Annotated in this window: 28 protein-coding genes and 1 tRNA gene; 18 read left to right on the top strand and 11 right to left on the bottom strand. The window is 52.9% G+C overall.

Annotation, left to right across the window (positions count from 1 at the left end):
* Positions 1–86 precede the first annotated feature (86 nt).
* The 11 genes from A3L14_RS05155 to A3L14_RS05110 all read left to right on the top strand — a co-directional run bounded on the left by A3L14_RS05155 (position 87) and on the right by A3L14_RS05110 (position 10,044).
* Positions 87–1,304, top strand: coding sequence for a hypothetical protein (locus A3L14_RS05155; protein ID WP_055428698.1), 1,218 nt, complete (start codon positions 87–89; stop codon positions 1,302–1,304).
* Between the two features lie 100 nt (positions 1,305–1,404).
* Positions 1,405–3,255 (top strand): ABC transporter substrate-binding protein, encoded by a 1,851-nt coding sequence (locus tag A3L14_RS05150; protein WP_055428697.1) that lies wholly within the window; start codon positions 1,405–1,407, stop codon positions 3,253–3,255.
* Positions 3,256–3,349: 94 nt separating this feature from the next.
* Positions 3,350–4,381 carry a hypothetical protein gene (locus A3L14_RS05145; protein WP_055428696.1) on the top strand — a complete coding sequence of 344 codons (1,032 nt, stop codon included), beginning with the start codon at positions 3,350–3,352 and terminating at the stop codon, positions 4,379–4,381.
* A 43-nt stretch (positions 4,382–4,424) separates the two neighbouring features.
* On the top strand, positions 4,425–4,601 hold the full coding sequence (locus tag A3L14_RS11820) for a hypothetical protein (RefSeq protein ID WP_162840165.1): 177 nt from the start codon (positions 4,425–4,427) through the stop codon (positions 4,599–4,601).
* A 255-nt stretch (positions 4,602–4,856) separates the two neighbouring features.
* Positions 4,857–5,960 (top strand): NADPH-dependent hydrogenase/sulfhydrogenase 1 subunit beta, encoded by a 1,104-nt coding sequence (hydB, locus tag A3L14_RS05140; RefSeq protein WP_055428695.1) that lies wholly within the window; start codon positions 4,857–4,859, stop codon positions 5,958–5,960.
* Positions 5,957–6,841, top strand: coding sequence for an NADPH-dependent hydrogenase/sulfhydrogenase 1 subunit gamma (gene hydG, locus A3L14_RS05135; RefSeq protein WP_055428694.1), 885 nt, complete (start codon positions 5,957–5,959; stop codon positions 6,839–6,841). Before hydB ends, hydG begins: the two co-directional genes overlap by 4 nt.
* A gap of 10 nt (positions 6,842–6,851) precedes the next feature.
* Positions 6,852–7,646 (top strand): NADPH-dependent hydrogenase/sulfhydrogenase 1 subunit delta, encoded by a 795-nt coding sequence (hydD, locus tag A3L14_RS05130; protein ID WP_074631241.1) that lies wholly within the window; start codon positions 6,852–6,854, stop codon positions 7,644–7,646.
* Complete coding sequence (hydA, locus tag A3L14_RS05125) at positions 7,643–8,932, top strand: NADPH-dependent hydrogenase/sulfhydrogenase 1 subunit alpha (protein ID WP_055428693.1); 1,290 nt, start codon at positions 7,643–7,645, stop codon at positions 8,930–8,932. Before hydD ends, hydA begins: the two co-directional genes overlap by 4 nt.
* A gap of 48 nt (positions 8,933–8,980) precedes the next feature.
* Entirely contained in the window at positions 8,981–9,196 is a 216-nt protein-coding gene (locus tag A3L14_RS05120; RefSeq protein ID WP_055428692.1) for a hypothetical protein, read from the top strand.
* Positions 9,159–9,590 (top strand): type II toxin-antitoxin system VapC family toxin, encoded by a 432-nt coding sequence (locus A3L14_RS05115; protein WP_055428691.1) that lies wholly within the window; start codon positions 9,159–9,161, stop codon positions 9,588–9,590. The genes A3L14_RS05120 and A3L14_RS05115 overlap by 38 nt, the downstream gene beginning before the upstream one ends.
* Positions 9,591–9,594: 4 nt before the next feature.
* Complete coding sequence (locus tag A3L14_RS05110; RefSeq protein ID WP_055428690.1) at positions 9,595–10,044, top strand: hydrogenase maturation protease; 450 nt, start codon at positions 9,595–9,597, stop codon at positions 10,042–10,044.
* A gap of 33 nt (positions 10,045–10,077) precedes the next feature.
* On the opposite strand, the gene A3L14_RS05105 is transcribed toward A3L14_RS05110, so the two are convergent.
* Both A3L14_RS05105 and lonB read right to left on the bottom strand, forming a co-directional pair.
* Positions 10,078–10,371, bottom strand: a complete 294-nt coding sequence (locus tag A3L14_RS05105; protein WP_055428689.1) for a hypothetical protein — start codon at positions 10,369–10,371, stop codon at positions 10,078–10,080.
* Between the two features lie 158 nt (positions 10,372–10,529).
* Entirely contained in the window at positions 10,530–12,437 is a 1,908-nt protein-coding gene (lonB, locus tag A3L14_RS05100; RefSeq protein ID WP_055428688.1) for an ATP-dependent protease LonB, read from the bottom strand.
* 118 nt (positions 12,438–12,555) lie between these two features.
* On the opposite strand from lonB, the gene A3L14_RS05095 reads away from it, so the two are divergent.
* From A3L14_RS05095 to A3L14_RS05065, 7 genes are all read left to right on the top strand, one after another.
* The gene (locus A3L14_RS05095; RefSeq protein WP_055428687.1) at positions 12,556–13,356 is read left to right on the top strand and encodes a DUF2666 family protein; all 801 of its coding nucleotides are present in this window, start codon (positions 12,556–12,558) and stop codon (positions 13,354–13,356) included.
* 102 nt (positions 13,357–13,458) lie between these two features.
* Complete coding sequence (locus A3L14_RS05090; RefSeq protein WP_055428686.1) at positions 13,459–13,842, top strand: RidA family protein; 384 nt, start codon at positions 13,459–13,461, stop codon at positions 13,840–13,842.
* Between the two features lie 25 nt (positions 13,843–13,867).
* Positions 13,868–14,239: a Mov34/MPN/PAD-1 family protein gene (locus A3L14_RS05085; RefSeq protein WP_055428685.1), complete on the top strand. Its 372-nt coding sequence runs from the start codon at positions 13,868–13,870 to the stop codon at positions 14,237–14,239.
* 58 nt (positions 14,240–14,297) lie between these two features.
* Positions 14,298–14,675: an ArsR/SmtB family transcription factor gene (locus A3L14_RS05080; protein ID WP_055428684.1), complete on the top strand. Its 378-nt coding sequence runs from the start codon at positions 14,298–14,300 to the stop codon at positions 14,673–14,675.
* 4 nt (positions 14,676–14,679) lie between these two features.
* Positions 14,680–14,979: a MazG nucleotide pyrophosphohydrolase domain-containing protein gene (locus A3L14_RS05075; RefSeq protein WP_055428683.1), complete on the top strand. Its 300-nt coding sequence runs from the start codon at positions 14,680–14,682 to the stop codon at positions 14,977–14,979.
* Positions 14,980–15,151: 172 nt separating this feature from the next.
* Positions 15,152–15,601, top strand: a complete 450-nt coding sequence (locus A3L14_RS05070) for an Lrp/AsnC family transcriptional regulator (protein ID WP_055428682.1) — start codon at positions 15,152–15,154, stop codon at positions 15,599–15,601.
* Positions 15,602–15,678: 77 nt separating this feature from the next.
* Positions 15,679–16,392 (top strand): DUF92 domain-containing protein, encoded by a 714-nt coding sequence (locus tag A3L14_RS05065; RefSeq protein ID WP_055428681.1) that lies wholly within the window; start codon positions 15,679–15,681, stop codon positions 16,390–16,392.
* 135 nt (positions 16,393–16,527) lie between these two features.
* Here the strand turns inward: A3L14_RS05065 and A3L14_RS05060 are convergent, their stop codons facing one another.
* The 9 genes from A3L14_RS05060 to A3L14_RS05030 form a co-directional block, all read right to left on the bottom strand.
* Positions 16,528–17,583, bottom strand: coding sequence for an SPOUT family RNA methylase (locus A3L14_RS05060; RefSeq protein ID WP_055428680.1), 1,056 nt, complete (start codon positions 17,581–17,583; stop codon positions 16,528–16,530).
* A 100-nt stretch (positions 17,584–17,683) separates the two neighbouring features.
* Entirely contained in the window at positions 17,684–18,286 is a 603-nt protein-coding gene (locus tag A3L14_RS05055) for a 30S ribosomal protein S3ae (RefSeq protein WP_055428679.1), read from the bottom strand.
* A 15-nt stretch (positions 18,287–18,301) separates the two neighbouring features.
* Positions 18,302–18,562 (bottom strand): KEOPS complex subunit Pcc1, encoded by a 261-nt coding sequence (locus tag A3L14_RS05050; protein ID WP_055428678.1) that lies wholly within the window; start codon positions 18,560–18,562, stop codon positions 18,302–18,304.
* Positions 18,552–19,979 (bottom strand): DHHA1 domain-containing protein, encoded by a 1,428-nt coding sequence (locus tag A3L14_RS05045; protein ID WP_074631243.1) that lies wholly within the window; start codon positions 19,977–19,979, stop codon positions 18,552–18,554. The genes A3L14_RS05050 and A3L14_RS05045 overlap by 11 nt, the downstream gene beginning before the upstream one ends.
* A gap of 28 nt (positions 19,980–20,007) precedes the next feature.
* On the bottom strand, positions 20,008–20,463 hold the full coding sequence (locus tag A3L14_RS05040; protein ID WP_055428677.1) for a 30S ribosomal protein S15: 456 nt from the start codon (positions 20,461–20,463) through the stop codon (positions 20,008–20,010).
* Positions 20,432–20,911, bottom strand: coding sequence for a hypothetical protein (locus A3L14_RS11935; protein WP_232473441.1), 480 nt, complete (start codon positions 20,909–20,911; stop codon positions 20,432–20,434). The genes A3L14_RS05040 and A3L14_RS11935 overlap by 32 nt, the downstream gene beginning before the upstream one ends.
* Positions 20,869–21,201, bottom strand: a complete 333-nt coding sequence (locus A3L14_RS11930) for an LAGLIDADG family homing endonuclease (RefSeq protein ID WP_232473421.1) — start codon at positions 21,199–21,201, stop codon at positions 20,869–20,871. Before A3L14_RS11930 ends, A3L14_RS11935 begins: the two co-directional genes overlap by 43 nt.
* A complete protein-coding gene (locus A3L14_RS11925; protein ID WP_232473419.1) occupies positions 21,194–21,451 on the bottom strand; it encodes a hypothetical protein in 258 nt (85 codons plus the stop codon). The genes A3L14_RS11930 and A3L14_RS11925 overlap by 8 nt, the downstream gene beginning before the upstream one ends.
* 111 nt (positions 21,452–21,562) lie before the next feature.
* Positions 21,563–21,640 (bottom strand) — tRNA-Met (locus tag A3L14_RS05030).
* Positions 21,641–21,718: the final 78 nt, after the last annotated feature.

Below are 21,718 nucleotides of genomic sequence, written 5' to 3'. Positions count from 1 at the left end.
GGTTATTGCTCCCATTTTCTCTCGTTTGGAAATGTTTTTATCACCCACGAGCAATATTTCGAGGAAAATAACAAGAGGGGATGGCAATGAGAAAAGTGCCAGTCACCTTGATTATTTTCGTCATCTTTTTCTCTCAGTACGTGGGTGCCGCAACAATAGCGGTTGATGTTTCACACAGTGAAGGGACGGTAGCACTAGTCTCACCTATAGTTGATCCCGTCACGGGGAGGATTATAGCCGAAGGCATGATACCAGCCCTCTCCTGGTATGACTGGGGCTACATCGGCTACAGCCCTGAGCTCGAAAATGCAGGTGTTAAGCATCTCGGCGACGGCATAACGTACGATGCGCTGGAGGGCGTTGATATCCTTATAATAGGACAGCCGTGGAAGAGATTCTCTCCCGATGAGATGGAGGCCATCGTGAAATGGTTCTCAGAGGGGAGAAAAGTCCTGTGGGTTGCAGGGGACTGCGACAGAAAGGACAGCGCCTACGTCCAGCGAAACGTCAACGAACTGCTCTCCGCGATACCAAACACCAGACTGAGGATAGACTACGCCACAGCAACCGACACCTTCAGCAACGCCGGAAAGAGCGCATACGTGGCGGGCTTCGTCAGAGTGGACTTGGAAACTCCCGACGCGGGTATTCTCAACAGGGGCTATCAGGGGGAGGTGGGCAAGGTCCTCTTCCATGAGCCGGGTGTCCTGGCGTGGGTGGACGAAAACGGGAAATGGCACCCCCTAATCGCAGGTGAAATTCCCGAGGGAGTCTACAGAATAGTCACGACCAGCGGCAACGGAATGATAGAGGACGACTACGCCCCGGAGGCAAGGGCCTACAAAGCCTGGGACAGGGGGCTGTTCACGCTCCTGGCTGTGGAGTTCGTCAAACTTCCCAACGGGGCAGAGAGCATTCTGATAGTCAGTGGGGAGAGCCCCTACGGAAGTCCCGTGCCCATATGGGTGAACCGCTACGGCACCTATCTCTTCGATGGCCAGCAGTTCGTCACCAACCTACTCCGCTGGGCCCTTCTTGAAGCATCGAAGCTGGCCCCGCCTGAGGAAACCACAACCACCATCGTAACGACGACAACCACAACAGAGGAGACAACCAAAACCACTCACCTCACAGTTTCCACCACGACCACCTCAAACCCTGTGGCAGAGCCAACCACGGCCACCAGCGAAACACCAGTAACAACAGCCGCATCGTCAAGGACTCCAGTCTGGATTGTAGGGGTCGCTGTGGTGCTGCTCACTGGCGCTGCAGTTCTGGTTTTTCTGCTACTCAAAAAACCGTGAGAAGTCGCTTTTCTCTTTTTATCTCCAATGGCAAAAATATCCAACAACTTTATATACCCCCAGCCAAATCAGTGATGGACAAATAATCCAGGTGGTGTGAATGAAAAAGACGGCCCTATTACTGATGCTTCTGCTGTTCGGCGCGGTTATAGCAGCTGGATGCATAGGCGGTAACGAGACCCCCTCAAGCACATCCCAGCCATCAAGTCCTACTGAGACATCCACCACTACCCCACAGACATCATCTCTCCAGACATCCACAGAAGCCGAAAAACCGCTTTACCCGGTAACTGTTACAGACTTCGCCAACAGGACTGTAACCATAGAAAAAGAGCCCCTGAGGGTTGTAACTCTAGCCCCAAGCATTACAGAGGACCTCTATTACCTCGGCCTTTTCGACAGGGTCGTCGGGGTTACCGATTACGACGACTTTCCACCCGAGGTCGCCAACGTCACCAGGGTAGGCGGCTACGGAAAGTATGCGAACCTGGAGGTAATTGCTTCCCTCAACCCGGACCTTATACTCGTTGACAGCTATTCAACGCCAATTCTCAGCGACCTTGAAAGGATAGCCCCCGTGGTTGTCGTTGATCCGCACAGCCTTAGAGACATACCGAAGGCGCTTGAACTCCTCGGAGAAGTCTTTAACGTTCCCGGAAACGCTCAGAAGGCAGTAGCAGAATTCCATGCAAAGATAAACGCCACCGGCTCTGCCGTTACCGGTAAACCAAAACTCAAGGTGTTCTACGTCGTCTGGAGCAATCCCCTCATGACCGCTGGAGGGGACACCTTCATCAGCGACGTTATCAGCCTTGCGGGGGGAGAGAACGTCTTTAAAGACACAAGCGGCTGGCCGACCGTAAGCATGGAGCAGGTTCTTGAGAGAGACCCGGACGTCATAATCCTTACCCCGCACTGCGGCATGACAGTCCAGGACGTTTACAAGAGCATTCTGGCAAATACAAAAGCCGCCAGGGAGGGTAGGGTGTACGTTATCGAGAACGAAAACGACCTCATACACCCGAGTCCGCGCGTTGTAAACGGTCTGGAAACAATCGCTAAGTTGCTCCACCCCGATGCCTTCCGTGTGAGCTACCCCCTCACCATAACCGACTTCGCCGGGAGGCAGGTTACCATCGAGAAGGAACCTGAAAGGATAGTTTCCCTCGCACCCAGCATAACCGAGACCCTGTTCTACATAGGTGCAGGGGACAAGCTGGTTGGCGTCACAAAGTGGGCCGACTTTCCTCCGGCTGTTGAGAACATCACAAGGGTAGGCGGCTATGGGCAGTATGCGAACCTTGAGATAATAGCGTCCCTGAATCCCGATCTTATAATCGCGGACGGCTTCTCGATGTCCATACTGAACGAGCTTGAAAAAATAGCCCCGGTAGTCATAGTAGACCCCAAGAATATGAGCGGGATTTACAGGAAGATAGAACTCCTGGGAGAAATAACCAACCGCGAAGAAGCTGCCAGGGCAGTAATAGCCGAGATGAAGGCAAAAGTTAACTACATTACCTCAACGGTGGCCGGAACATCCAGGCCAAAGGTGCTCTTCATAACCTGGTGGAACCCGCTTTACGTCCCAGGTAGCGGCACTTTCCAGGATGACCTGATCAGACTTGCCGGTGGTGAGAACATATTCTCCGACATGAACGGCTGGGCCCAGGTAAGCCTGGAACAGGTTCTTGAGAGGAACCCCGACGTAATAATACTGTCCGCCCACGCAGGCATTACCGCAGAGGAGCTCTGCAACACACCTCTTATCAACACGAATGCCTTCAAGAACGGCATGGTCTTTACTATCAGCGACGACAACCTCGTCTCAAGGCCAGGACCGAGAATCGTGCACGGGCTGGAAGAGATTGCAGAGTACCTGCACCCCGATGCTTTCAACTATCAGCCACAACCTCTGGTATGCAACGCAACGGCCGAGACAGGGGGTTGAGCCGTTCATTTTTCTTTTTTGTTCTTGGATGACATAACATATACTGGAAGTAACCGTTTTATACTGTGATGCACATAACACTGCCGGTGATACCATGAGGACCATTGAATCGGTCGGGCACACCAGGTTTAATGACCTTCTGGATAAACTCCGAAAAATGGGAAACAGGCTGATTTTGGTAAGAGCCTCCGGGGAGGATTTTATCCTATTTGCAAACGGGAAGGTGCTGAGGCAGTTTTCTGAGAGGGAGCTCTTGAAAGACGTCGAGATATTCGAGCTGGACAAGTTTGAATTTCTCGATTACCTGGAACAGGGTGATAAAACCAAAAACACGGCGCAGTACCCCAAGAGCGTTGAGTTCAAATGCCTCATCGACTGTCCAAGTGAGCTCAAGATAAAGCTTGAAAGCGCCGTAAGGAAGGCGGTTTTAAAAGCATACAAACAGCTTGATGTGGCCGTTGAAAATACCCAACTTAAAGCCTCCATTCGGTACGGTGCTACTGGAAGGGACATACTGCTCGTGAGCGGCTCATTAAAGGCGTATTCCACCAAGGACGTTGAAAAAGAAGAACTCGTGAAAATCCTCAACAAGGTTATTTCAGAAGAAACGGGGTTTTACACGAGGGTCCATATCAGGGATTTTGAGCTTGTAAAGACACTGAAAAAACCAGTGTTTAAGGTCAGTGCAGCTTCCCTCCCCCACTTCCGGGGCGGCAGGGTAGTTGAGATACGCTTTGCAGAGAAGAAATCCCGGATACCCCTCAAGAAGTCCAGGATTGAGGAAGAGGTCGAGCGTATGCTTGCCCAGTCCGAAGTGGATGAACTCCGCAAGATCCTTAAAACCGAAAAAAGGACTGCACCAGATGGGAAGGTCGAAAGAATCGTATGGGATAACCTTTCGTCCATTAAAGGTCTTCGGCTCAACTGGATGAGAGTGCTCCCGGATACGGACGGTGGGCTGAGCGTTGCCATAGGCATCTCCCGGAAGTCGAGGTCCCTCAGCGAAGGTCAAATTATAAATCTCATAAAGAGTTCCCTCAAAAACGCGGAAAAAACATGGCGGACAAGAGGTCTTCCATCACGGATAAGCTCCGCAATGGTGGTTTTTGAAGAGGATATATACTGAGCAAAGGATTTAAACTATCATCTTTATCTTTCATGGTGGTTGCATGGAAAGGAGAAGGGTTTACAGGATACTGCTCGTCATAGTTCTCATTCTGACCGTGATATACACCATGGGGATAATGGGGCTCGTGCCTTTCCAGTGGAGCTACTACATCACGATATTCATGATAGTCCTTTTCATCTACCTGAAGATTGAGAAGAGGCTTCAGGGCGGGCAGTGAGCCGAAGTTTTTTCTCAGGGAATAGCCAGTAGCCCCAACTTTTCCAGCACTACCACGGCTCTGGATAAACCACCTCGAAAAGTGGCCATACATCCGAAATAGCTGGTCGGCCCATGTTCTCCTGCAAAAAGTCCGTTGTTAACTTTTGGTTTACAATTTTCGGGTTTAAAAACGCTTTTTTAACCTCCAGCTAAGCCTCAATTGAGGGGACAGAGATGAGCACATGCATGATTATGTTCATTGGAGGTGGTTGGGTTGAGATATGTTAAGCTCCCGAAGGAGAACACCTATGCCTTCCTTGAAAGGCTCAAGGAGTGGGGTAAGCTCTACGCCCCGGTGAAAATCTCCGAAAAGTTCTACGACTTCAGGGAAATAGACGACGTCAAAAAGGTCGAATTCCACTACAACAGGACGATAATGCCGCCGAAGAAGTTCTTCTTCCTGCCGAGGGAGAAGCTCTTTGAGTTCAACATCAGGAAGGCGGAGTACAGGGAGGTTGTTGAAGAGGTCGAGCCCTTCGTGCTCTTCGGCCTTCATGCCTGCGACATCTTCGGCCTCAAGATACTCGACACCATCTACCTCGACGAGCTCCCGGACAAGTACTACAAGGTTCGCAGAGAGAAGGGCATCATCATAGGCATCAGCTGCATGCCGGACGAGTACTGCTTCTGCAACCTCCGTGAGACGGATTTTGCCGACGACGGCTTCGACCTCTTCCTCCACGAGCTCCCGGACGGCTGGCTCGTAAGGGTCGGCACGCCAACAGGCCACAGGATAGTTGACAAGAACATCAAGCTCTTTGAGGAAGTCAGCACGGAGGACATCTGCAACTTCCGTGAATTCGAGAACAAGCGCTCAAAGGCATTCAAGTACCACGAGGACTGGAGCAACCTTAGGTATCTCCTTGAGCTTGAGATGGAGCACCCGATGTGGGAAGAGCAGGCCGCCATCTGTCTCGCCTGCGGCAACTGCAACACCACCTGCCCGACCTGCCGCTGCTACGAAGTCCAGGACATAGTCAACCTTGACGGGAACACCGGCTACCGTGAGAGGCGCTGGGACTCCTGCCAGCTCAGGAGCCACGGTCTCGTTGCGGGAAACCACAACTTCAGGCCGACCAAGAAGAGCCGCTTCATGAACCGCTACCTCTGCAAGAACTCCTACAACGAGAAGCTCGGCATAAGCTACTGCGTCGGCTGCGGCAGGTGTACCTACTTCTGCCCCGCTGGCATAAGCTTTGTGAAGAACCTGCGCACGATCATGGGGCTTGAGGAGAAGTCATGTCCTTCGGAGATAAGTGAGGAGATTCCAAAGAGGGGCTTCGCCTATGCCACCGAGATAAGGGGTGAGGACATATGAGCGAGGTAGTTCCCAGAGAGATTATGATGCCCGATGAGAATCCCTATGCACTCCACAGGGCAAAGGTCCTCAAGGTTTATCAGCTCACAGAGAAGGAGAAGCTATTCCTCTTCAGATTCGAGGATCCGGTATTAGCAGAAAAGTGGACTTTCCGTCCAGGACAGTTCGTCCAGCTCACAATACCCGGCGTCGGCGAGGTTCCGATAAGTATCTGCTCCTCCGCCATGAGGAGGGGCTTCTTTGAGCTGTGCATCAGGAAAGCTGGAAGGGTAACAACCGTCGTCCACAGGCTCAAGCCGGGGGACACCGTTCTAGTGAGGGGCCCCTACGGAAACGGCTTTCCGGTTGATGACTGGGAGGGTATGGACTTGCTCCTCATAGCCGCCGGATTGGGGACGGCACCGCTCAGGAGCGTATTCCTATACGCCATGGACAACCGCTGGAAGTACGGCAACATAACCTTCATCAACACCGCCCGCTACGGAAAGGATCTCCTGTTCTACAAGGAGCTGGAGGCTATGAAGGATCTGGCAGAGGCAGAAAACGTCAAAATAATCCAGAGTGTCACGAGGGATCCAGACTGGCCTGGGAGGCACGGAAGGCCTCAGAACTTCATCGTTGAGGCGAACACCAACCCGAAGAAGACCGCGGTGGCAATATGCGGCCCGCCGAGGATGTACAAAGCCGTCTTTGAGTCGCTCATAAACTATGGTTACAGGCCGGAGAACATATTCGTCACCCTGGAGAGAAAGATGAAGTGCGGGATAGGCAAGTGCGGCCACTGCAACGTCGGAACGAGCACCAGCTGGAAGTACATCTGCAAGGACGGCCCGGTCTTCACGTACTTCGACATAGTATCAACACCGGGACTGCTCGACTGAGGTGGTGGAGATGGAGAACGGAAAAGTTCGCATCGGATTTTATGCTCTCACCTCATGCTACGGCTGCCAGCTCCAGTTCGCCATGATGGACGAGATACTCCAGCTCATCCCGAACGCTGAGATAGTGTGCTGGTACATGATAGAGAGGGATTCCTACGAGGACGAGCCAGTCGATATCGCCTTCATCGAGGGAAGCGTCTCCACCGAGGAGGAGGCCGAGCTCGTAAAGAAGATACGCGAGAACGCGAAGATAGTGGTCGCGGTTGGAGCCTGTGCGACCCAGGGAGGAGTGCAGAGCTGGGATCAGAACAAGAGCCTGGAGGAGCTGTGGAAGGCTGTCTACGGCGATGCAAAGGTCAAGTTCCAGCCCAAGCCTGCGAAGCCAGTCGAGGAGTACATCAAGGTTGACTACCGCCTCTACGGATGTCCGCCGGAAAAGCGCGACTTCCTCTACGCGATAGGCACCTTCCTAGTGGGCTCATGGCCGGAGGACATAGACTATCCTGTCTGCGTCGAGTGCAGGCTGAAGGGCAACAGCTGCATACTCATCGAGAAGGGCGAGCCGTGCCTCGGCCCGCTCACGAGGGCCGGCTGTGATGCAAGATGTCCGGGCTTCAACGTGGCATGCATCGGGTGCAGGGGGGCCATAGGCTACGATGTTGCCTGGTTTGACTCGCTGGCAAAGACCTTCAAGAACAAGGGCTACACCAAGGAGGAGATCATCGAGAGGATGAAGATCTTCAACGGTCACAACCCCAAAGTTGAGGAAATGGTGGAGGCCGCTTTCAGGGAGGTGGAAGAATGAAGAACCTTTACCTTCCAATCACGGTTGACCACATAGCGAGGGTTGAAGGGAAGGGAGGCGTAGAAATCATAGTGGGCGACGAGGGAGTACAGGAAGTCAGGATCAACATCATCGAGGGGCCAAGGTTCTTTGAGGCCATAACCATTGGCAAGAAGCTCGACGAGGCTCTGGCGGTTTACCCGAGAATATGCTCCTTCTGTTCCGCGGCGCACAAGCTCACGGCGCTGGAGGCGGCGGAGAAGGCCATCGATTTCACTCCCCGCGAAGAGATTCAGGCCCTGAGAGAGGTGCTCTACATAGGCGACATGATAGAGAGCCACGCGCTCCACCTGTACCTCCTGGTTTTGCCGGACTACTTAGGATACTCCAACCCCCTCAAGATGGTGGAAGAGTACAAGAAGGAGATAGGCATCGCACTGGAGCTCAAGAACCTCGGAAGCTGGATGATGGACGAGCTTGGAAGCAGGGCGATACATCAGGAGAACGCGGTACTCGGAGGCTTTGGAAAACTTCCGGACAAGGCCACCCTTGAGCTCATGAAGAAGCGCCTCAGCGAGGCACTCCCGAAGGCCGAGTATACCTTCGAACTCTTCGCAAAGCTTGAACAGTACGAGGAGGTTGAAGGGCCGATAATCCACATGGCTGTGAAGCCAAGGGGGGACGTCTACGGCATATACGGCGACGCCATAAGCGTCAGCGACGGCTTCGAGTTCCCGAGCGAGGACTACAAGATGCATATGGTCGAGCGCGTTGTGGAGCACAGCTTCGCCAAGCACAGCTTCTACAACGGCGAAAGGCCCTTCATGACCGGAGCCATATCCCGCGTCGTCAACCACGCTGACAAGCTCTATGGAAGGGCGAAAGAGCTCTACGAGAGCCACAGGGATCTGCTCAGGCCGACCAACCCCTTCGCCAACAACCTCGCCCAGGCCCTTGAGCTGGTTTACTTCACCGAAAAGGCGATTGACCTCATAGACGAGGCACTCGCGAAGTGGCCGGTAAGACCGAGGGACGAGGTTGAGATAAGGGACGGCTTCGGCGTCTCAACGACGGAGGCACCGCGCGGAATCCTCGTCTATGCCATTGAGGTCAAAGACGGAAGGGTAGCTTACGCCGACATCATAACCCCAACGGCGTTCAACCTCGCCATGATGGAGCAGCACGTCAGGATGATGGCCGAGAAGCACTACAACGATGACCCCGAAAGGCTCAAGCTCCTTGCCGAGATGGTGGTAAGGGCCTACGACCCGTGCATCTCCTGCTCGGTGCACGTGGCGAGGCTCTGATTTCCCAACTTTTTTAAGGTGTTGCGGCAAACTGGTTGCGGTGAGGGTATGGGTAAGGTAACGATTCAGGTTGAGGTTCCCGATGAGTACGTTGATTCATTTAAGAAACACGTTGAAGAGATGGCCAGGTTCCTCCGCAACAAGGAGAGGCTGAAGGAAAACATGGAAAAGGTAAAAGGAATCCTTAAGACGGACAAGTCCTGGAAGGAACTTAAGGAGGAGTACTATGAGGCACACGTTGGTAGATACATCCGTCATAGTTGAATACTTAAAGGGCAATCCACAAGCTATTGCCTCCATCTCAAAGCTCCTCGATGGGAACAATGTGCTCTTCATTAACCCGGCAGTTTTCAGCGAAGTTATCTACGTGATGATGGGGTATTACTCAGGAAGGGCCCCCAAAACAATCAAAGAAAATCCCAAAAGGCTACCAAAAGAACTCGACATGGTTTTTCAGGTTCTCTCAGATTATGCCTTTGTAGAAATCACCAGGGGAACAATTGAAATAGCTAAAGAGCTTATCGAGAAGTACGCTATGCTCCCTAACGATGCACTGATTCTTGCAACCTGCATCGAGCACGGCTTTGCCCTGGCGACGCTGGACGATGATTTTAAGCTACCAGCTGAGAATGAAGGCGTTCCAATCATAACGGGGTGATTCCATGAGAACCCTTATCCTTGCCCTCGGCAACGAGCTCATGAAAGACGATGGAGTCGGCCTCAAAGCCGGGAGGATGCTAATCGAGAGGGGATGCAGCGTCCTTGAAGTCGGTACTGACATCTTCAGGCTTTCAAACTACTATAACGGCGAGGAGAGGCTGATAATCATTGACGCCATTCTGAGCGAGAAGTTCCCCCCCGGAAAGATAGTCCATCTGGAGGGCGGGGAGGTCTTCGAGAAGCTCAAGGGCGAGATAAGGAGCGCCCACTTCATGGGGGCGATAGACGGGCTCAAACTGCTGATGTCGCTCGATGAACGCCTTGCCAGAGCCGAGATACACTTCATCGGCGTCGTGGCCAAGGAGATAGACCTCGGAATGGAGCTCAGCGAGGAAGTTGAGAAAGCCTTACCAGAGGTCGTTAGGCTTGTCGAAAAACTGTGTAAGAATTAAATTGAAGAATTAGAACCATTGAACTAAAAAGTCTCAGCCAAACAGTATCTCAAGCTCCTTTTTCATCACCTGCCGGTTCAGGAGCAGGTGGATTATTATAAGGAACATCATCGCGATGCCGTAGCGGGCACGGAGCTTGAGGTAGTCAAGCTGGGTCATCCCGAGGAAGGTTCCGTTCTTGCTGGCGACTACTGTTCCAATCGTTATGAATATCACTCCCAAAAACCCCACGAGTAGTATCAGAGAGAATGCGGCTTTTATCCTGAGTCTCTTTCTTAGCTTCGGATTTTTCCTGGCCTCTTCGAAAGCTTTTGCCATAACATCCATCGACACCACCAAAGAGGAGGGCCCAAAGACAGTTAAAACGTTTCGCCAGGATTTTTCAACGAAAGACCGAATGTTCCCCAGGAACATTAAAGACGCAAGAAAAAAAATCTTCAACTTGATGCCACTGAAATCAGTGTACCCGTTCAAACATCTTATGATTAACTAGAAAGAGGAAGGGCCTCCCGTATGCGCCTGAGCAGCTCCCTCTTCTTCTCGCTCTCTTCGAGGGCTATCTCAAGCACCTCGTCTATGGTCTCTACAGGGAATATCTGAATCCTCTCCGCCTTGTCCCTGCTGAGGAAGACGTCCTTCTCGTTGCTCTTGGGGATTATGACGGTCTTTATACCCGCCTCTATCGCCGCCTCTATCTTCGGAGTGGCCCCGCCTATCGGGAGCACCTCGCCGCGAACGCTCAGTGAACCTGTCATGGCCACGTCCTGCCTTATTGGTATCTCCTCCAGGGCCGAGATGACGGCTGTCGCGACGCTTATGCTGGCGGAGTCACCTTCTACCCCTTCGTAGGTCTGGAGGAACTGGACGTGAATATCATAGCGGCTTATGTCCTCCCCCTTGTAGCGCTTGATTATTGCCGAGACGTTCTGGACGGCCTCCTTGGCTATCTCTCCGAGCTTTCCTGTGACTATTATCTTGCCCTCCTCCTTGCTGGCGGCGGAGGCGACGACAGCCTCTATGGGCAGGACGATACCGCTCTGCTCACCGATTACGGCCAATCCGTTGACACGGCCTATTTCGCTTCCCTCGGTCTTAATGACCTGGTACTCCTTCTTGCGCTCTATGTACCAGTCGGCGAGCTGCTTTTCGAGGGGCTTGGCCATCCTTATCGCTTCAAGGACGTCCTCACGCTCCACGTACTTCTTGCCCTTCTTGACCGCTATGTCGCCGGCGGCTCTCACGATACCGCCGAGGTCACGCAGGCGGAGTGTAAGATGGCCTTTTCTGCCTGCCCTTTTCTGGGCCTCCCTGACGATCTCCTCAACTGCCTCCCGCCTGAAGTGCGGAATCTTTCCGTCGCGCTTTACCTCCTGGGCGACGAACTGAACGAGCTTGCGTCTGTTCTCTAGAGTGTCAGGCATCGTGGTACGCATGTAGACCTCGTAACCATAGCCCCTGATACGAGAGCGCAATGCTGGGTGCATCTTGTCAACGGTGTCGAGGTTTCCGGCCGCAACTAAAATGAAGTCACACGGAACCGGCTCGGTCCTGACCATCGCGCCGCTGGACATCTCGCTCTGGCCGGTTATCGGGAACTTCTTCTCCTGCATGGCCGTCAGCAGGCTCTGCTGCATCTTCAAGCTGAGAGTTGCTATCTCGTCTATGAACAGCACCCCTTTATGGGCGCGGTGTATCATACCCGGCTCGACCCTCTCGTGGGCCGGAGTCCCGAGGCCACCCGACTGGAACGGGTCGTGACGTACGTCGCCGAGGAGCGCACCCGCGTGGGCTCCAGTTGCATCGATGAACGGCGCCTTGGTCCTGCCGCAGTTATCCACCAGAAGCTTGGGGACGAGCACTGTATTGCGGAGACGCATATTTGACAGGGCCATTATGGTGAGTATAATAACAAACAGGCCCATCAGGAGCGTTGTGGCACTGAACTCTATAAAAAGCGCAAGCATCACCGTGAACATGACAAAGAGGAGTATGTAGGATTTTATGCTCTCCTGACCCCTGGCCTTCTCGCGGTACTTTTCGACTATCCTCCTCCCCTGACAGGCCGGAACGGTTTTTATCCTGGGCATGTTTTCGTCTTCGGAGTTTGGGAAGACGAGTATGTCCTCAAGGCTCTCCGTTGGGAGGAGCTCAGCCATCGCCTGACCGAGCATTGACTTACCCGTTCCAGGCTCACCTATCAGGAGAACGTGCCTTTTCTGCGTCGCGGCTGTTCTTATGACCTCCACCGCGTGCTCCTGTCCGATAACCTGATCGATGAGCTTTTCGGGAACCTCTATATCCTCGGTCGTGTTGAACTCCAGCCCTAAATCAAGGCTCTCTCCGTATTCCCTGGGGGCCAGGGCTTCCCTCTCAACCTTCGTGTCTTCCCCCATTTTTCTTCCCTCTTTCACTCTCTCAAACTGGAGTGCTCGGGTCGATTTATAACTTTTTTTGAGATGGTCGAGAAAAAGCTAAAATAGGGCCTGCCATCCATAACCACTGGTGACAGCGATGAAGGTTGAGGATCAGATAGTGTTTACGGCACATCACGGGAGCTGGAAGGTGGCTGACAGGCTCCTGGATATGGATGACGAGAAAGTTGCCCACTTCATAGCGAGCATAGCCAATACTGTCAACGCCAAGATACCCGAGTACCTCACGGAGGTAATGAACGTCGCAGGCATAATGAGCCTCGCGGGGGAGCTGGCCAAGAAAGACCTGGGCGATGCCATCATTGCTCTCAAATCACCCGGGACTGCCAGGAAGCTTGGCCAGCTCGTCTTCGAGGAGGACAAGAAGCTCAAAAAGCATCTCGTTGAGGTCGCCAAGGCCCTGCTCGTGAGAGAGGTGCTCTCCAAAAAAGTGCCGGTCGAGTACCCAGAGGAGCCCTTGAGCGAAGTTAGAATAGTATTCCCATACAACGAAGACCACATCAACTTTGTAGCCTTCCATGTGAGCGGCAAAACAAAGTGGAGGGCTGTTAGAAGGCTCATTATCGATGAGAAGACTCCCATGGCAGACGTTGCAAGGCTCCTCGCCAGCATAAACGAGAGCATCACGCTCAAACTGCCCTTCTACGCTGGAATTGACATCAAGGGAATAGAGGCATGGTTTGGTGAATTCAAGAAGGTCAAAAAGGCCGAGATACCGGGGGTCGTTGAAAAGTACAGGCACTTCCCGGCCGAGAACTACGCTCCGACCGGCTTCCATGAACACGCAAGGGTCTATGCCCTGAGAACCGCCCTTGGGAAAATAGGTCTGCCCCTCGACGTTCCAGCCAAGAGCCTTGAGAAGTACCTGGAGAAGAAGTGAAGGCCGTACCAGAACGGAGATGATGAGGCCGAGGACACCTGAGGGAAGCCGATGAGGACTCTTCGCTTCGCTGATCAACGGAACAAACTGGAGGTGGTGTAAATGAAGAAGGAAATAGTTTTCACGGAAAAGGCCCCAAGACCAATAGGCCCCTACAGTCAGGGAGTAATCACCGAGGGCAGGTTCCTGTTCGTTTCAGGGCAGATACCCATAAACCCCGAGACAGGAGAGCTGGTGACTGGTCCAATTGAGGAGCAGGCCGAGCAGGCAATTAAAAACCTCATAGAGGTCGTTAAAGCAGCAGGCGGAAGCGCCGAGAACATCGTGAAGGTTACCGTCTACATCACGGACATGGGCGCGTACGCCAGGTTCAACGAGGTCTACGAGAGGTACTTTTCGACATCAAAACCCGCCAGAGCTGTCGTGGAGGTCTCCAACCTGCCCAAGGGGGTAGCGGTTGAGATAGAGGCGATAGCGGTTCTCTAGCTTTTCAATATTTTTGGTGAGCGAGATGGAAAAGGTAAAAATCCGGCGCGAACTGTTGGAGTATCTCTTGGAACTCGCCCGCGATTTTTATCCCAATGAGTTCGCGGGCTTTCTGAGGGAGAAGGATGGGATATTTGAGGAGGTTCTCATAGCCCCAAACCCACACTTCGGAAGGAGTTCAGCCTTCTTTGACACCTGGATGCTTCCCTACGATGAGAGCATTAAAGGAACTGTCCACTCCCATCCGGGGCCGAATCCACGGCCGTCCCGGGCGGATTTGAACTTCTTCTCAAAGTTCGGCGGGGTGCATATCATAATCGCCTATCCCTTCGTGGAGGACAGCGTAAGGGCGTACCGCAGCGATGGGAGTCCGTTAAGGATAGAGATTGTGAAGTAGCATCGTGTAAAAATTCTTAAAAAGAAACTTCCAACAATCCCGTTATAGGTGTTGAGCCATGAAGATTAGAGACCTCCTGGATGAGCTTAACCCAAAGCAGAAAGAAACGGTTATCCACTGTGCAGAGACCTGCGGTATCCCTGACCTCGACAGGGAAGTGGAGATCAGGATAGAGGGCGACATGATAAAGTTTCTGAAGGCCCTTTCGAACCCACTGAGACTCAAGATACTCAAGCTCCTCAAGGATAACTGGCTCTGCGTGTGCCTGATATCCAAGATACTTGACCAGGATCAGACTCTGATAAGCCACCACCTGCGCACCCTCAAGTCACTCGGACTGATAATCGAAAGAAAGGAGGGCAAGATGCACTTCTACAGAACCAACACCGAAATCCTCCAGAGGTACCTTTCCATGATAAACACCGAGCTGGTGTAACGTTATGAACGAGCTCCAGAGACGGGTCGATGAGCTTATCACCGAGTTCGGCGGCTACTGGGAGCCTTTTCAAATGCTTGCGGCCTTCGTAGAGGAGGTCGGGGAGCTTGCGGACGAGCTCCTGAAGGCCGAAGGGATTAAAGGAGAGGGGAAGTGGAGCAAGCTGGAAGAGGAGCTCGGTGACGTTATGTTCGCACTTGCCTGCATAGCCAACTACTATAAAATAGACCTCCTGGATGCGCTTGGAAAGAGCATTGAGAAATACCGGGAACGTGACAGGAAGAGATGGCCCAGCAGTAGGTGAATACCCATTCAAGTATGATGTCAGTTGTAACACAAAGAACTACCATACTGCTGGATTAAACGGGGATGCCTGGTAAGGTGAATGACTAATTGATTAGAAATCCTCCAACTTATCGAAACATTTTTATAATCGGGGCGATCAACTTTCACCATGATTCGGGGGAGGTGGAGACATGGCCGATAAAATAAACGGGATTGACATAAGGATTTTGAAGCTCCTCGCCAAGAACGCCCGCCTTACCTACAAGGAGCTTGCTGAAATTCTCGGCACCACCCGGCAGAGGATATCCAGGAGGATGGACCGCCTAGAGAGGAACGGCGTCATAAAGAAGTACACCGTGATACCCAACTACGATGCCCTCGGATACGTCCATGTGATACTTGGGATCACTATCAAGCCTTCGGTCAGCATTGACGAGATCATCCCTGCCCTCGTTGAGGACGAAAACATCAAGATAGTCGAGCGCGCCCTCGGTTCACACAACCTCGTGATACACATCGTTGGCCCCAAGGACATGAAGGAGCTTGAGAGGATCATAAACGAAGTCTCCCGGAAGATACCCGGCATAGACAAGCTCGACATAACTTTTGTCACAGAAACCGTCAAGTTTGAGGTTCTTTGATCCCCTTTATTCCTTTCGTCAACCAACGAGGGAAAGAATAATAAAGCTACCATCTGCACTTCTTCCAGGTGGCAGAGATGCTTGAGAGAGTGGCAGTGGACATAGTAGTGGTCGCAGGACTCGGCATCGGTTCGTATAAGTTCAAGGCTCTGGACGCCAAAGGCGCCATTGCCGCGGCACTCCTTGGATTGGCCGTCATCGAACTGGGAGGAGTATATCCCTTTGCCGCTCTGCTGACCTTTGTGGTTCTGGGTGTTCTGGCCACCAAATACAAATTCGGGGAAAAGGCCAAACTGGGTGCCGCTCAGGGCAGGGGTGGAATAAGGAGCTGGGGAAACGTCCTCGGCAATGGCCTTGCGGCGGTAATTTTTCTTGCCTTTGAGCACTTCTCCCAGATGGACGTCTTCTGGGCGGCCAGTTTTGCGGCCATAGCAACGGCCAACGGAGATACCCTTGCCAGTGAGCTTGGCAAAATCTTTGGAAAAAGTCCCAAGCTTATCACGACCCTTAAACCCGTCAAGCCAGGAGTAAACGGGGCGGTTTCATTGGCGGGGGAAGTCTTTGCCGTTGTGGGTGCATTTGTAATAGCCCCCTTCGCCCTCCCACTAACGTCGGAGAAGGTAGCAATGCTCTTCGCCATTACCCTTGGTGGCTTCATCGGCGTTAACCTGGACAGCCTTATAGGGGCAACCCTTGAGAACGAGGGAATAACCAACAACAACTCAACTAACTTCCTCGCGAGCCTCTTAGGTGGCTTCATCGGCGCCGTCCTCTTCTACCTCATTGCATGAAGTTTTAAAACCCCAAAAAGAACTTTTCTCGGCGGATGATGACTACGGCGGATTCCCGAAGGGTGAGGAGGACCTTAGGGTCTGACGCCGTTTGTATAAAAACACAACTGCAGAATTGAAGAATTAAAGAAAAACTCAGGTTTTTTTCTCCCGCTTCCGAGCGTACTCCTCGTAAACCTCCCAGAGTGAAACGAGCGCGGCCGGAATGCCGTGCTCTGTAGCAAACGTCATATACGGTGCAAGGTCAACCACGTAGTCCGCGAAGCGGAAGAGGCCCCTTGGGATGCCCTCACGGGAGCCAACGAAGATTACGACCTCCTTTGCATAGAACATATCCTTTGCGAGCCTATCCTTCACCTCGGCGAGCGTCGGCCCCTTGGGGTCGGTTATTATCAGCAGTCTCTTGCCCCGCCTCTTATCACGGACAACCTGATAGAGATCCCAGACGCTCACCGGAACCTTCTCAACCTTCCAGGGATAAGCCTCGCGCTGTATCTGGTGCCTGCTCTCCTGGCCGATTTTAACGCCTTTTATGAACTCGGCCAGCTCAAAGGCGTCCATCTTCTCCTTGGGGGCGATTATCAGTTCCTTCACCTCAAAGGCCTGGGCAGCCCGGCCTATCTTTTCGCCGAAGGAGCGACAGGCCTTGTGATTGCCCCAGTAGGGCATCTGGACAAGTGTAACCTTTCGGAAAAGTTTTCTAGCGTCTATCTTGTCTGGCGTGAACTTTCTGAACTCCTCCCCAGGAACCACTGAAATGTAAGCTTTGTCGCCTATTATCTCAACCTGGACGACCCTGTCCGGCCAGCTGAGGTTCACGTCAGCGTTCGTAAGCTCCCTTATCCTAGCACCCAGCTCACGGTTGACGTCCATACTGGTGAACCCATGCTTTCCGCGCCTCTTCGTCTTCACGGCAAAGGTCTCGTTTTCGCTGATTAGGGGGGCAATTTTTTCGGCAGTAGTGACGATCGCCTCAAGCTCGGCGGGAACTTCAGCGATGACGGGGATGAGGCGCTCGACCTCGGGAATTTCGAGTATCTTTTCCCCGGCGTTTTCATCGCTTGTTTCAACAATGATGAGGCCAGAATATCCCATGGGAGACGCCCAAACGCTGGCGTCTGAAATGGCCTCCCTGATGTAGTTGGCGGCGACACTCTCCATTCCCCGCTGGGTTTTGACTATGAACTTCATGACGGCACCTCCAGTGGGGAATCGGCGGGAGGTTTAAAAGCCTGCCGAGAAGGCCAAGTTCAGACTAGTGACACGCAGAGAATAGAGAATTGAGAGGCCTTCAGGCCTCCGGCTCGGCGAGAACCTTGATCTTCCTGATCTCGGCCCTCTTGATCGGGTATATCTTCCTGGCTTCCTTGGCTATTTCAGCAGCCATCTTGCCGCTGACGGCCTCAAGGATGAAGTCCTTGTAGTTGAGTTCTTCGGCCTTCTTGTAGATGATGTCCTGGATAATCTTTCTGATGGCCCTCTCCTGGCTGGTCTGGATGCGCCTGTAGGCGATGACCATGCCCATGACGCGGAGCTTGTAGCCGTCCTTGGTGGTGATGTTGAATATGCCGTCAACCCTGGTGGTTCTCCTCCTGACGAGGCTTCTTATGTAGCTCCTAGCGAGGGTGTGGCCCTTGAACTTGGTGTAGGCGTTCTGGCCCTTGACGTCGTAGATCTGGAAGTAGAGCTTGACCTGGCCCTTGGTGAAGTCACCGGTGAGATCCTTGAGGGTGGTCTCTATAACGCGACCGATGACCTTCTCCGGCTCGTCGGCAGGAGTGAGGCCGATCTCCTTGCTTCCGAAGAAGTCCGGAGCGTAAACTATGTACCACTCTTTCATCTTCCACTTATCCTTGGTAGCAGCAGCCCTCTTCCTAGGGTTACCCTTTGCCATCTCAACACCTCCAGTTCACACCTTTTCGGTAACATCTTCGGCGATTTTGATTGAAAACACCAAATCGTCCAGCGCTTTGATGAGTGTCTCAATCTCACCCGAGTATTTAACCTTTGTTATGACGTCCCCATTTTCCCATCGGGTTAGCACATTTAAACTTTTCTTTAGGCTTTCAGGAAGGCCCACGTTGTCCACTTCCAGTGCCTCGGCTATGGCCCCCGCCCTTCCAGGATCGCCGTAGTGCCAGACTATCTCCGCCCTGGCCTCAATCTTCACCGCTCTTTCCCCCCACCTGCCTTCCAAGCGCCTCGTTGAACAGCCGTATGAACTCGTCTATCCTGTCCTTAGGGAAGCGGATTCCCGCTGCGATAGCGTGGCCGCCCCCTTCACCGCCGAGCTTCTCTGCAACTTCTCTGAGCGCCTCTCCCAGGTGGTAGCCCTTGGCCAATGCCTTCTCTGTGGTTCTGGCGGAGCCCTTTACGAGGTCTGGATCCTCGTCGCTATCGGCCAGCACAACGACGGGCTTCTCCGGGTCGGCGAGGCCGGCGTTTATCGCTATGTTGGCCGCTATGCCCACGAGCGTGTCCCTTATGTTCCTGCCGGCGTAGAAGACGTACGCATGCTCTCCCTCGTCGGCCATGCTCCAGTTCTGGATGAGGAACTTTCTTGCCTCGATTTGCTCCCGCTTGTAGTCCTCCAGCATCTTTCTTGCCTTTCGGTAAGCATCCTCGTCGCCGAGGCATATGGCAACGCCCAGGGTTCCGGCGTTTAAGCGACCGGTGGCGTTGAGGAGCGTCGCGAACTCCCTGGCCTCGTGCCGTGGATCGCCCTCGGGATAGAGGGGGCTTATAACAACATCCCCTATGAGCCTGTCTATGGCCTCTTTGGGGGCACCGTGCTTGATGAGGTGAATCACAAGAGCGTCGTGGAGTTTCCTCTTTTCCTCTTCCCTCAACTGCCAGTACTTCATGTCAGGGTCGAAGCCCTTAGCCCGGAGCCATTCTATGGCCCTCCTTTCGTCGCCGGTTATCTCTGGGATCTCCGGGTGGGTGGCGTAAGCCAGCATCTGATAGAGCGGCCTGCTCTCCCTTCCGAAGAGGCGGAGCTCCTTTCTGATTTCCAGGATATCCAGCTTCCTGCCGTACTCAATGATATCGAGGTTAAGACCGTGGAAGGTTCCGTCTATTTCCTGCATATCTCCGACGGCACCGACGAGGGCGATATAGGCCATGTCCATGTTCCTCTCGTTCATCTCCCTGGCCACGAAGTAGGCGACGCCAGAACCGCTGAGGTCTCGAACACTGTTGGCGCCAAAGGGAACGGGGTTTACCAGCACGTGAGAGTCCGTGGAAAACTCCTCCTTCTCAGGGGGGTGGTGGTCTGCGACGACAACCGTGGCGAAGTCGAGATACCGCTCTATCAGCTCCATGGAACCGCTTCCAAGGTCGGTAAAGACGTATATTCTGTGCTTCTCTGCAGCAAGCTCCTTTATGAGCTCCTCGCTGAGCTGTTTGACTATGCTGAGCTGGAAACTCCCCCCTTCCCTGGCAACGGCCTTGGCAAGAACCGCCCCGGCGGTTATACCATCGGCGTCTCGATGGGAGACTATCCTGATAGTGTGCCCTAGCTCGATGTGCATCCCGATTAGCTCTGCTCCCTCGCGGGCCTTCTCCAAGAAAGCGCCCCTGTCCATTTTACCACCTTATAAGAAGGAAAGGGAATCAGCGGACCAAGAGCTTGGCCTGCTCCGGATCGTAGCGCCACTTGGCGGGCAGCTTGCCGGTTCTCCTGTAGTACTTGACGAGCCTCCTGATCTTGCTCTCGGTGAGCTGGAGACCTCTCCTGGAGTGCTTGTCCTTCGGGTGCATCTCAAGGTGCTTCCTGAGCTTGACGGCCTTCCTGATGAGGGCCATGAGGTCCTCCGGGATCTCCGGGGCGAGGCCGTTCTCCTCAAGGATCTTGGTTATCTTCTTGCCGGTGATGAGCTTGACGCTCGGAATGCCGTACTGGTCCCTGAGGATCGTCCCTATCATGGCAGCGCTGTAGCCTTCCTTCCTGAGCTTGATAACGAGCCCCTCGACCTCCTCCGCCGTGTACTCGACCCAGGTCGGTGGAGCGGTCCTCGGTGGCCTCTTAGAACCAGACTTACCCCTCTTTCTCGCGTGTATCCTTGCCATACCATACACCTCCCGGTGACGGCCAGCTCCCGCCAGCCGCCCCTTCGCGTTGGAAATTGAGGGGAGGTTTAAAAAGGTTTGCCTCGTTTAACGTAGTCCTTCCAACCTTTGTGTATTCTTGTAGCCACAAATTAATGGCCTCTGAGGATGGATAGTTCGTTTTTAGTTCGATGGCTCTTTGGAGTTTTTCTGATTTCCTGAATGCGGTAAATCCAACCTTCTCGGAAAAAAGGAGAACGTCTCTAAATCGGGAAATCCGCAGGATAAACATATCAACGTTCGAGGTGTATTCTCTCCCCCGAATTGTAAGTTTGTAACCCCTCGAGTATAGCCTTCTAATCTTTGAACTCATCCCTAATTGTTGGAGGAGTTTTTTAGTAAATTTCAAAGTGCCCACATCTGAGTTCACCACACCAACTTTAACCTCAAAGGATTTTCCTGCGTATATCGTTGGGAACCCTTCACTATCAAAAATCCCCTGAGGAATTCCCTCGGATATTTTTCGGCCAAGAAAAACAAATTCTCTTTTGAACTACTCAAGAGTTGAAATAATGTCTTGTTGCTCCCTTCAACATAAAACCTGTCCACGCGCGTTGAATCCCTTTCAAAACCCAGAGTGGCTTTGATCCCGAGACTTTCAAGGGAGCTGGCAAACGCCTCCGCAAACTCTTTATCAACAACTTTAAGTTTGATAAGGTAGCGTCCATTGCTTTTCTTGTGGATACTACCATCACCCATGTAAAACCCCGATTACATAGGAAAGCTCTGGGGAGGGTTCTGTTGAAACATGCTTAATTCTGTTAAAGGGGCTGTGTGTCCCTTTACACCAGCGAATAACTGTCGCCTTTGATATTTGAACATTGTATTCATCCGACATCACCTCAACAATTTTTCCATAACTGTGCCCCTGAGAACGAAACGCCCTCACCTTATCTATTACCTCCTGAAGTTCATTGACATCGAGGTCCTTAAGTCTTCTCATAACCATCAATCACAGTAAATACAGAGAATATAAAAACCTTGCTCCTCCGCACGCGCGGGAGTGTCAAAAGGCATGTATCAGTCACCAACAATGAACCCCAACGCACAAAAATGAACCTGGTAGCGGGGGGAGGATTTGAACCTCCGACCTCCGGGTTATGAGCCCGGCGGGCACTCCTAGCTGCCCCACCCCGCTGCTCGACCCGTTAGTTAGTGAACCGGGGAGGGTTTATAAATTTTGTGGCGGGACGAAGTTATGCCAAACCGCCAAAAA

Origin of the sequence: Thermococcus thioreducens, assembly GCF_002214545.1 — an archaeon.
GTDB classification, from domain to species: Archaea; Methanobacteriota_B; Thermococci; order Thermococcales; family Thermococcaceae; genus Thermococcus; species Thermococcus thioreducens.
This window is presented reverse-complemented; position numbering and strand designations above follow the sequence as displayed.

Bases quoted from the DNA above. Each gene is read 5' to 3' on its own strand.
- A3L14_RS05045 (WP_074631243.1), bottom strand. From the start codon at position 19,979: ATGGACAGGGGCGCTTTCTTGGAGAAGGCCCGCGAGGGAGCAGAGCTA.
- A3L14_RS05075 (WP_055428683.1), top strand. From the start codon at position 14,680: ATGAACGAGCTCCAGAGACGGGTCGATGAGCTTATCACCGAGTTCGGC.
- A3L14_RS05080 (WP_055428684.1), top strand. From the start codon at position 14,298: ATGAAGATTAGAGACCTCCTGGATGAGCTTAACCCAAAGCAGAAAGAA.
- A3L14_RS11820 (WP_162840165.1), top strand. From the start codon at position 4,425: ATGGAAAGGAGAAGGGTTTACAGGATACTGCTCGTCATAGTTCTCATT.
- A3L14_RS05055 (WP_055428679.1), bottom strand. From the start codon at position 18,286: ATGGCAAAGGGTAACCCTAGGAAGAGGGCTGCTGCTACCAAGGATAAG.
- A3L14_RS11925 (WP_232473419.1), bottom strand. From the start codon at position 21,451: ATGGTTATGAGAAGACTTAAGGACCTCGATGTCAATGAACTTCAGGAG.
- hydA (WP_055428693.1), top strand. From the start codon at position 7,643: ATGAAGAACCTTTACCTTCCAATCACGGTTGACCACATAGCGAGGGTT.
- A3L14_RS05155 (WP_055428698.1), top strand. From the start codon at position 87: ATGAGAAAAGTGCCAGTCACCTTGATTATTTTCGTCATCTTTTTCTCT.
- A3L14_RS05085 (WP_055428685.1), top strand. From the start codon at position 13,868: ATGGAAAAGGTAAAAATCCGGCGCGAACTGTTGGAGTATCTCTTGGAA.
- hydG (WP_055428694.1), top strand. From the start codon at position 5,957: ATGAGCGAGGTAGTTCCCAGAGAGATTATGATGCCCGATGAGAATCCC.
- A3L14_RS05090 (WP_055428686.1), top strand. From the start codon at position 13,459: ATGAAGAAGGAAATAGTTTTCACGGAAAAGGCCCCAAGACCAATAGGC.
- lonB (WP_055428688.1), bottom strand. From the start codon at position 12,437: ATGGGGGAAGACACGAAGGTTGAGAGGGAAGCCCTGGCCCCCAGGGAA.
- A3L14_RS05060 (WP_055428680.1), bottom strand. From the start codon at position 17,583: ATGAAGTTCATAGTCAAAACCCAGCGGGGAATGGAGAGTGTCGCCGCC.
- A3L14_RS05105 (WP_055428689.1), bottom strand. From the start codon at position 10,371: ATGGATGTTATGGCAAAAGCTTTCGAAGAGGCCAGGAAAAATCCGAAG.
- A3L14_RS05145 (WP_055428696.1), top strand. From the start codon at position 3,350: ATGAGGACCATTGAATCGGTCGGGCACACCAGGTTTAATGACCTTCTG.
- hydD (WP_074631241.1), top strand. From the start codon at position 6,852: ATGGAGAACGGAAAAGTTCGCATCGGATTTTATGCTCTCACCTCATGC.
- A3L14_RS05040 (WP_055428677.1), bottom strand. From the start codon at position 20,463: ATGGCAAGGATACACGCGAGAAAGAGGGGTAAGTCTGGTTCTAAGAGG.
- A3L14_RS05150 (WP_055428697.1), top strand. From the start codon at position 1,405: ATGAAAAAGACGGCCCTATTACTGATGCTTCTGCTGTTCGGCGCGGTT.
- A3L14_RS05095 (WP_055428687.1), top strand. From the start codon at position 12,556: ATGAAGGTTGAGGATCAGATAGTGTTTACGGCACATCACGGGAGCTGG.
- A3L14_RS11930 (WP_232473421.1), bottom strand. From the start codon at position 21,201: ATGGGTGATGGTAGTATCCACAAGAAAAGCAATGGACGCTACCTTATC.
- A3L14_RS05120 (WP_055428692.1), top strand. From the start codon at position 8,981: ATGGGTAAGGTAACGATTCAGGTTGAGGTTCCCGATGAGTACGTTGAT.
- A3L14_RS05110 (WP_055428690.1), top strand. From the start codon at position 9,595: ATGAGAACCCTTATCCTTGCCCTCGGCAACGAGCTCATGAAAGACGAT.
- A3L14_RS05070 (WP_055428682.1), top strand. From the start codon at position 15,152: ATGGCCGATAAAATAAACGGGATTGACATAAGGATTTTGAAGCTCCTC.
- A3L14_RS05115 (WP_055428691.1), top strand. From the start codon at position 9,159: ATGAGGCACACGTTGGTAGATACATCCGTCATAGTTGAATACTTAAAG.
- A3L14_RS05065 (WP_055428681.1), top strand. From the start codon at position 15,679: ATGCTTGAGAGAGTGGCAGTGGACATAGTAGTGGTCGCAGGACTCGGC.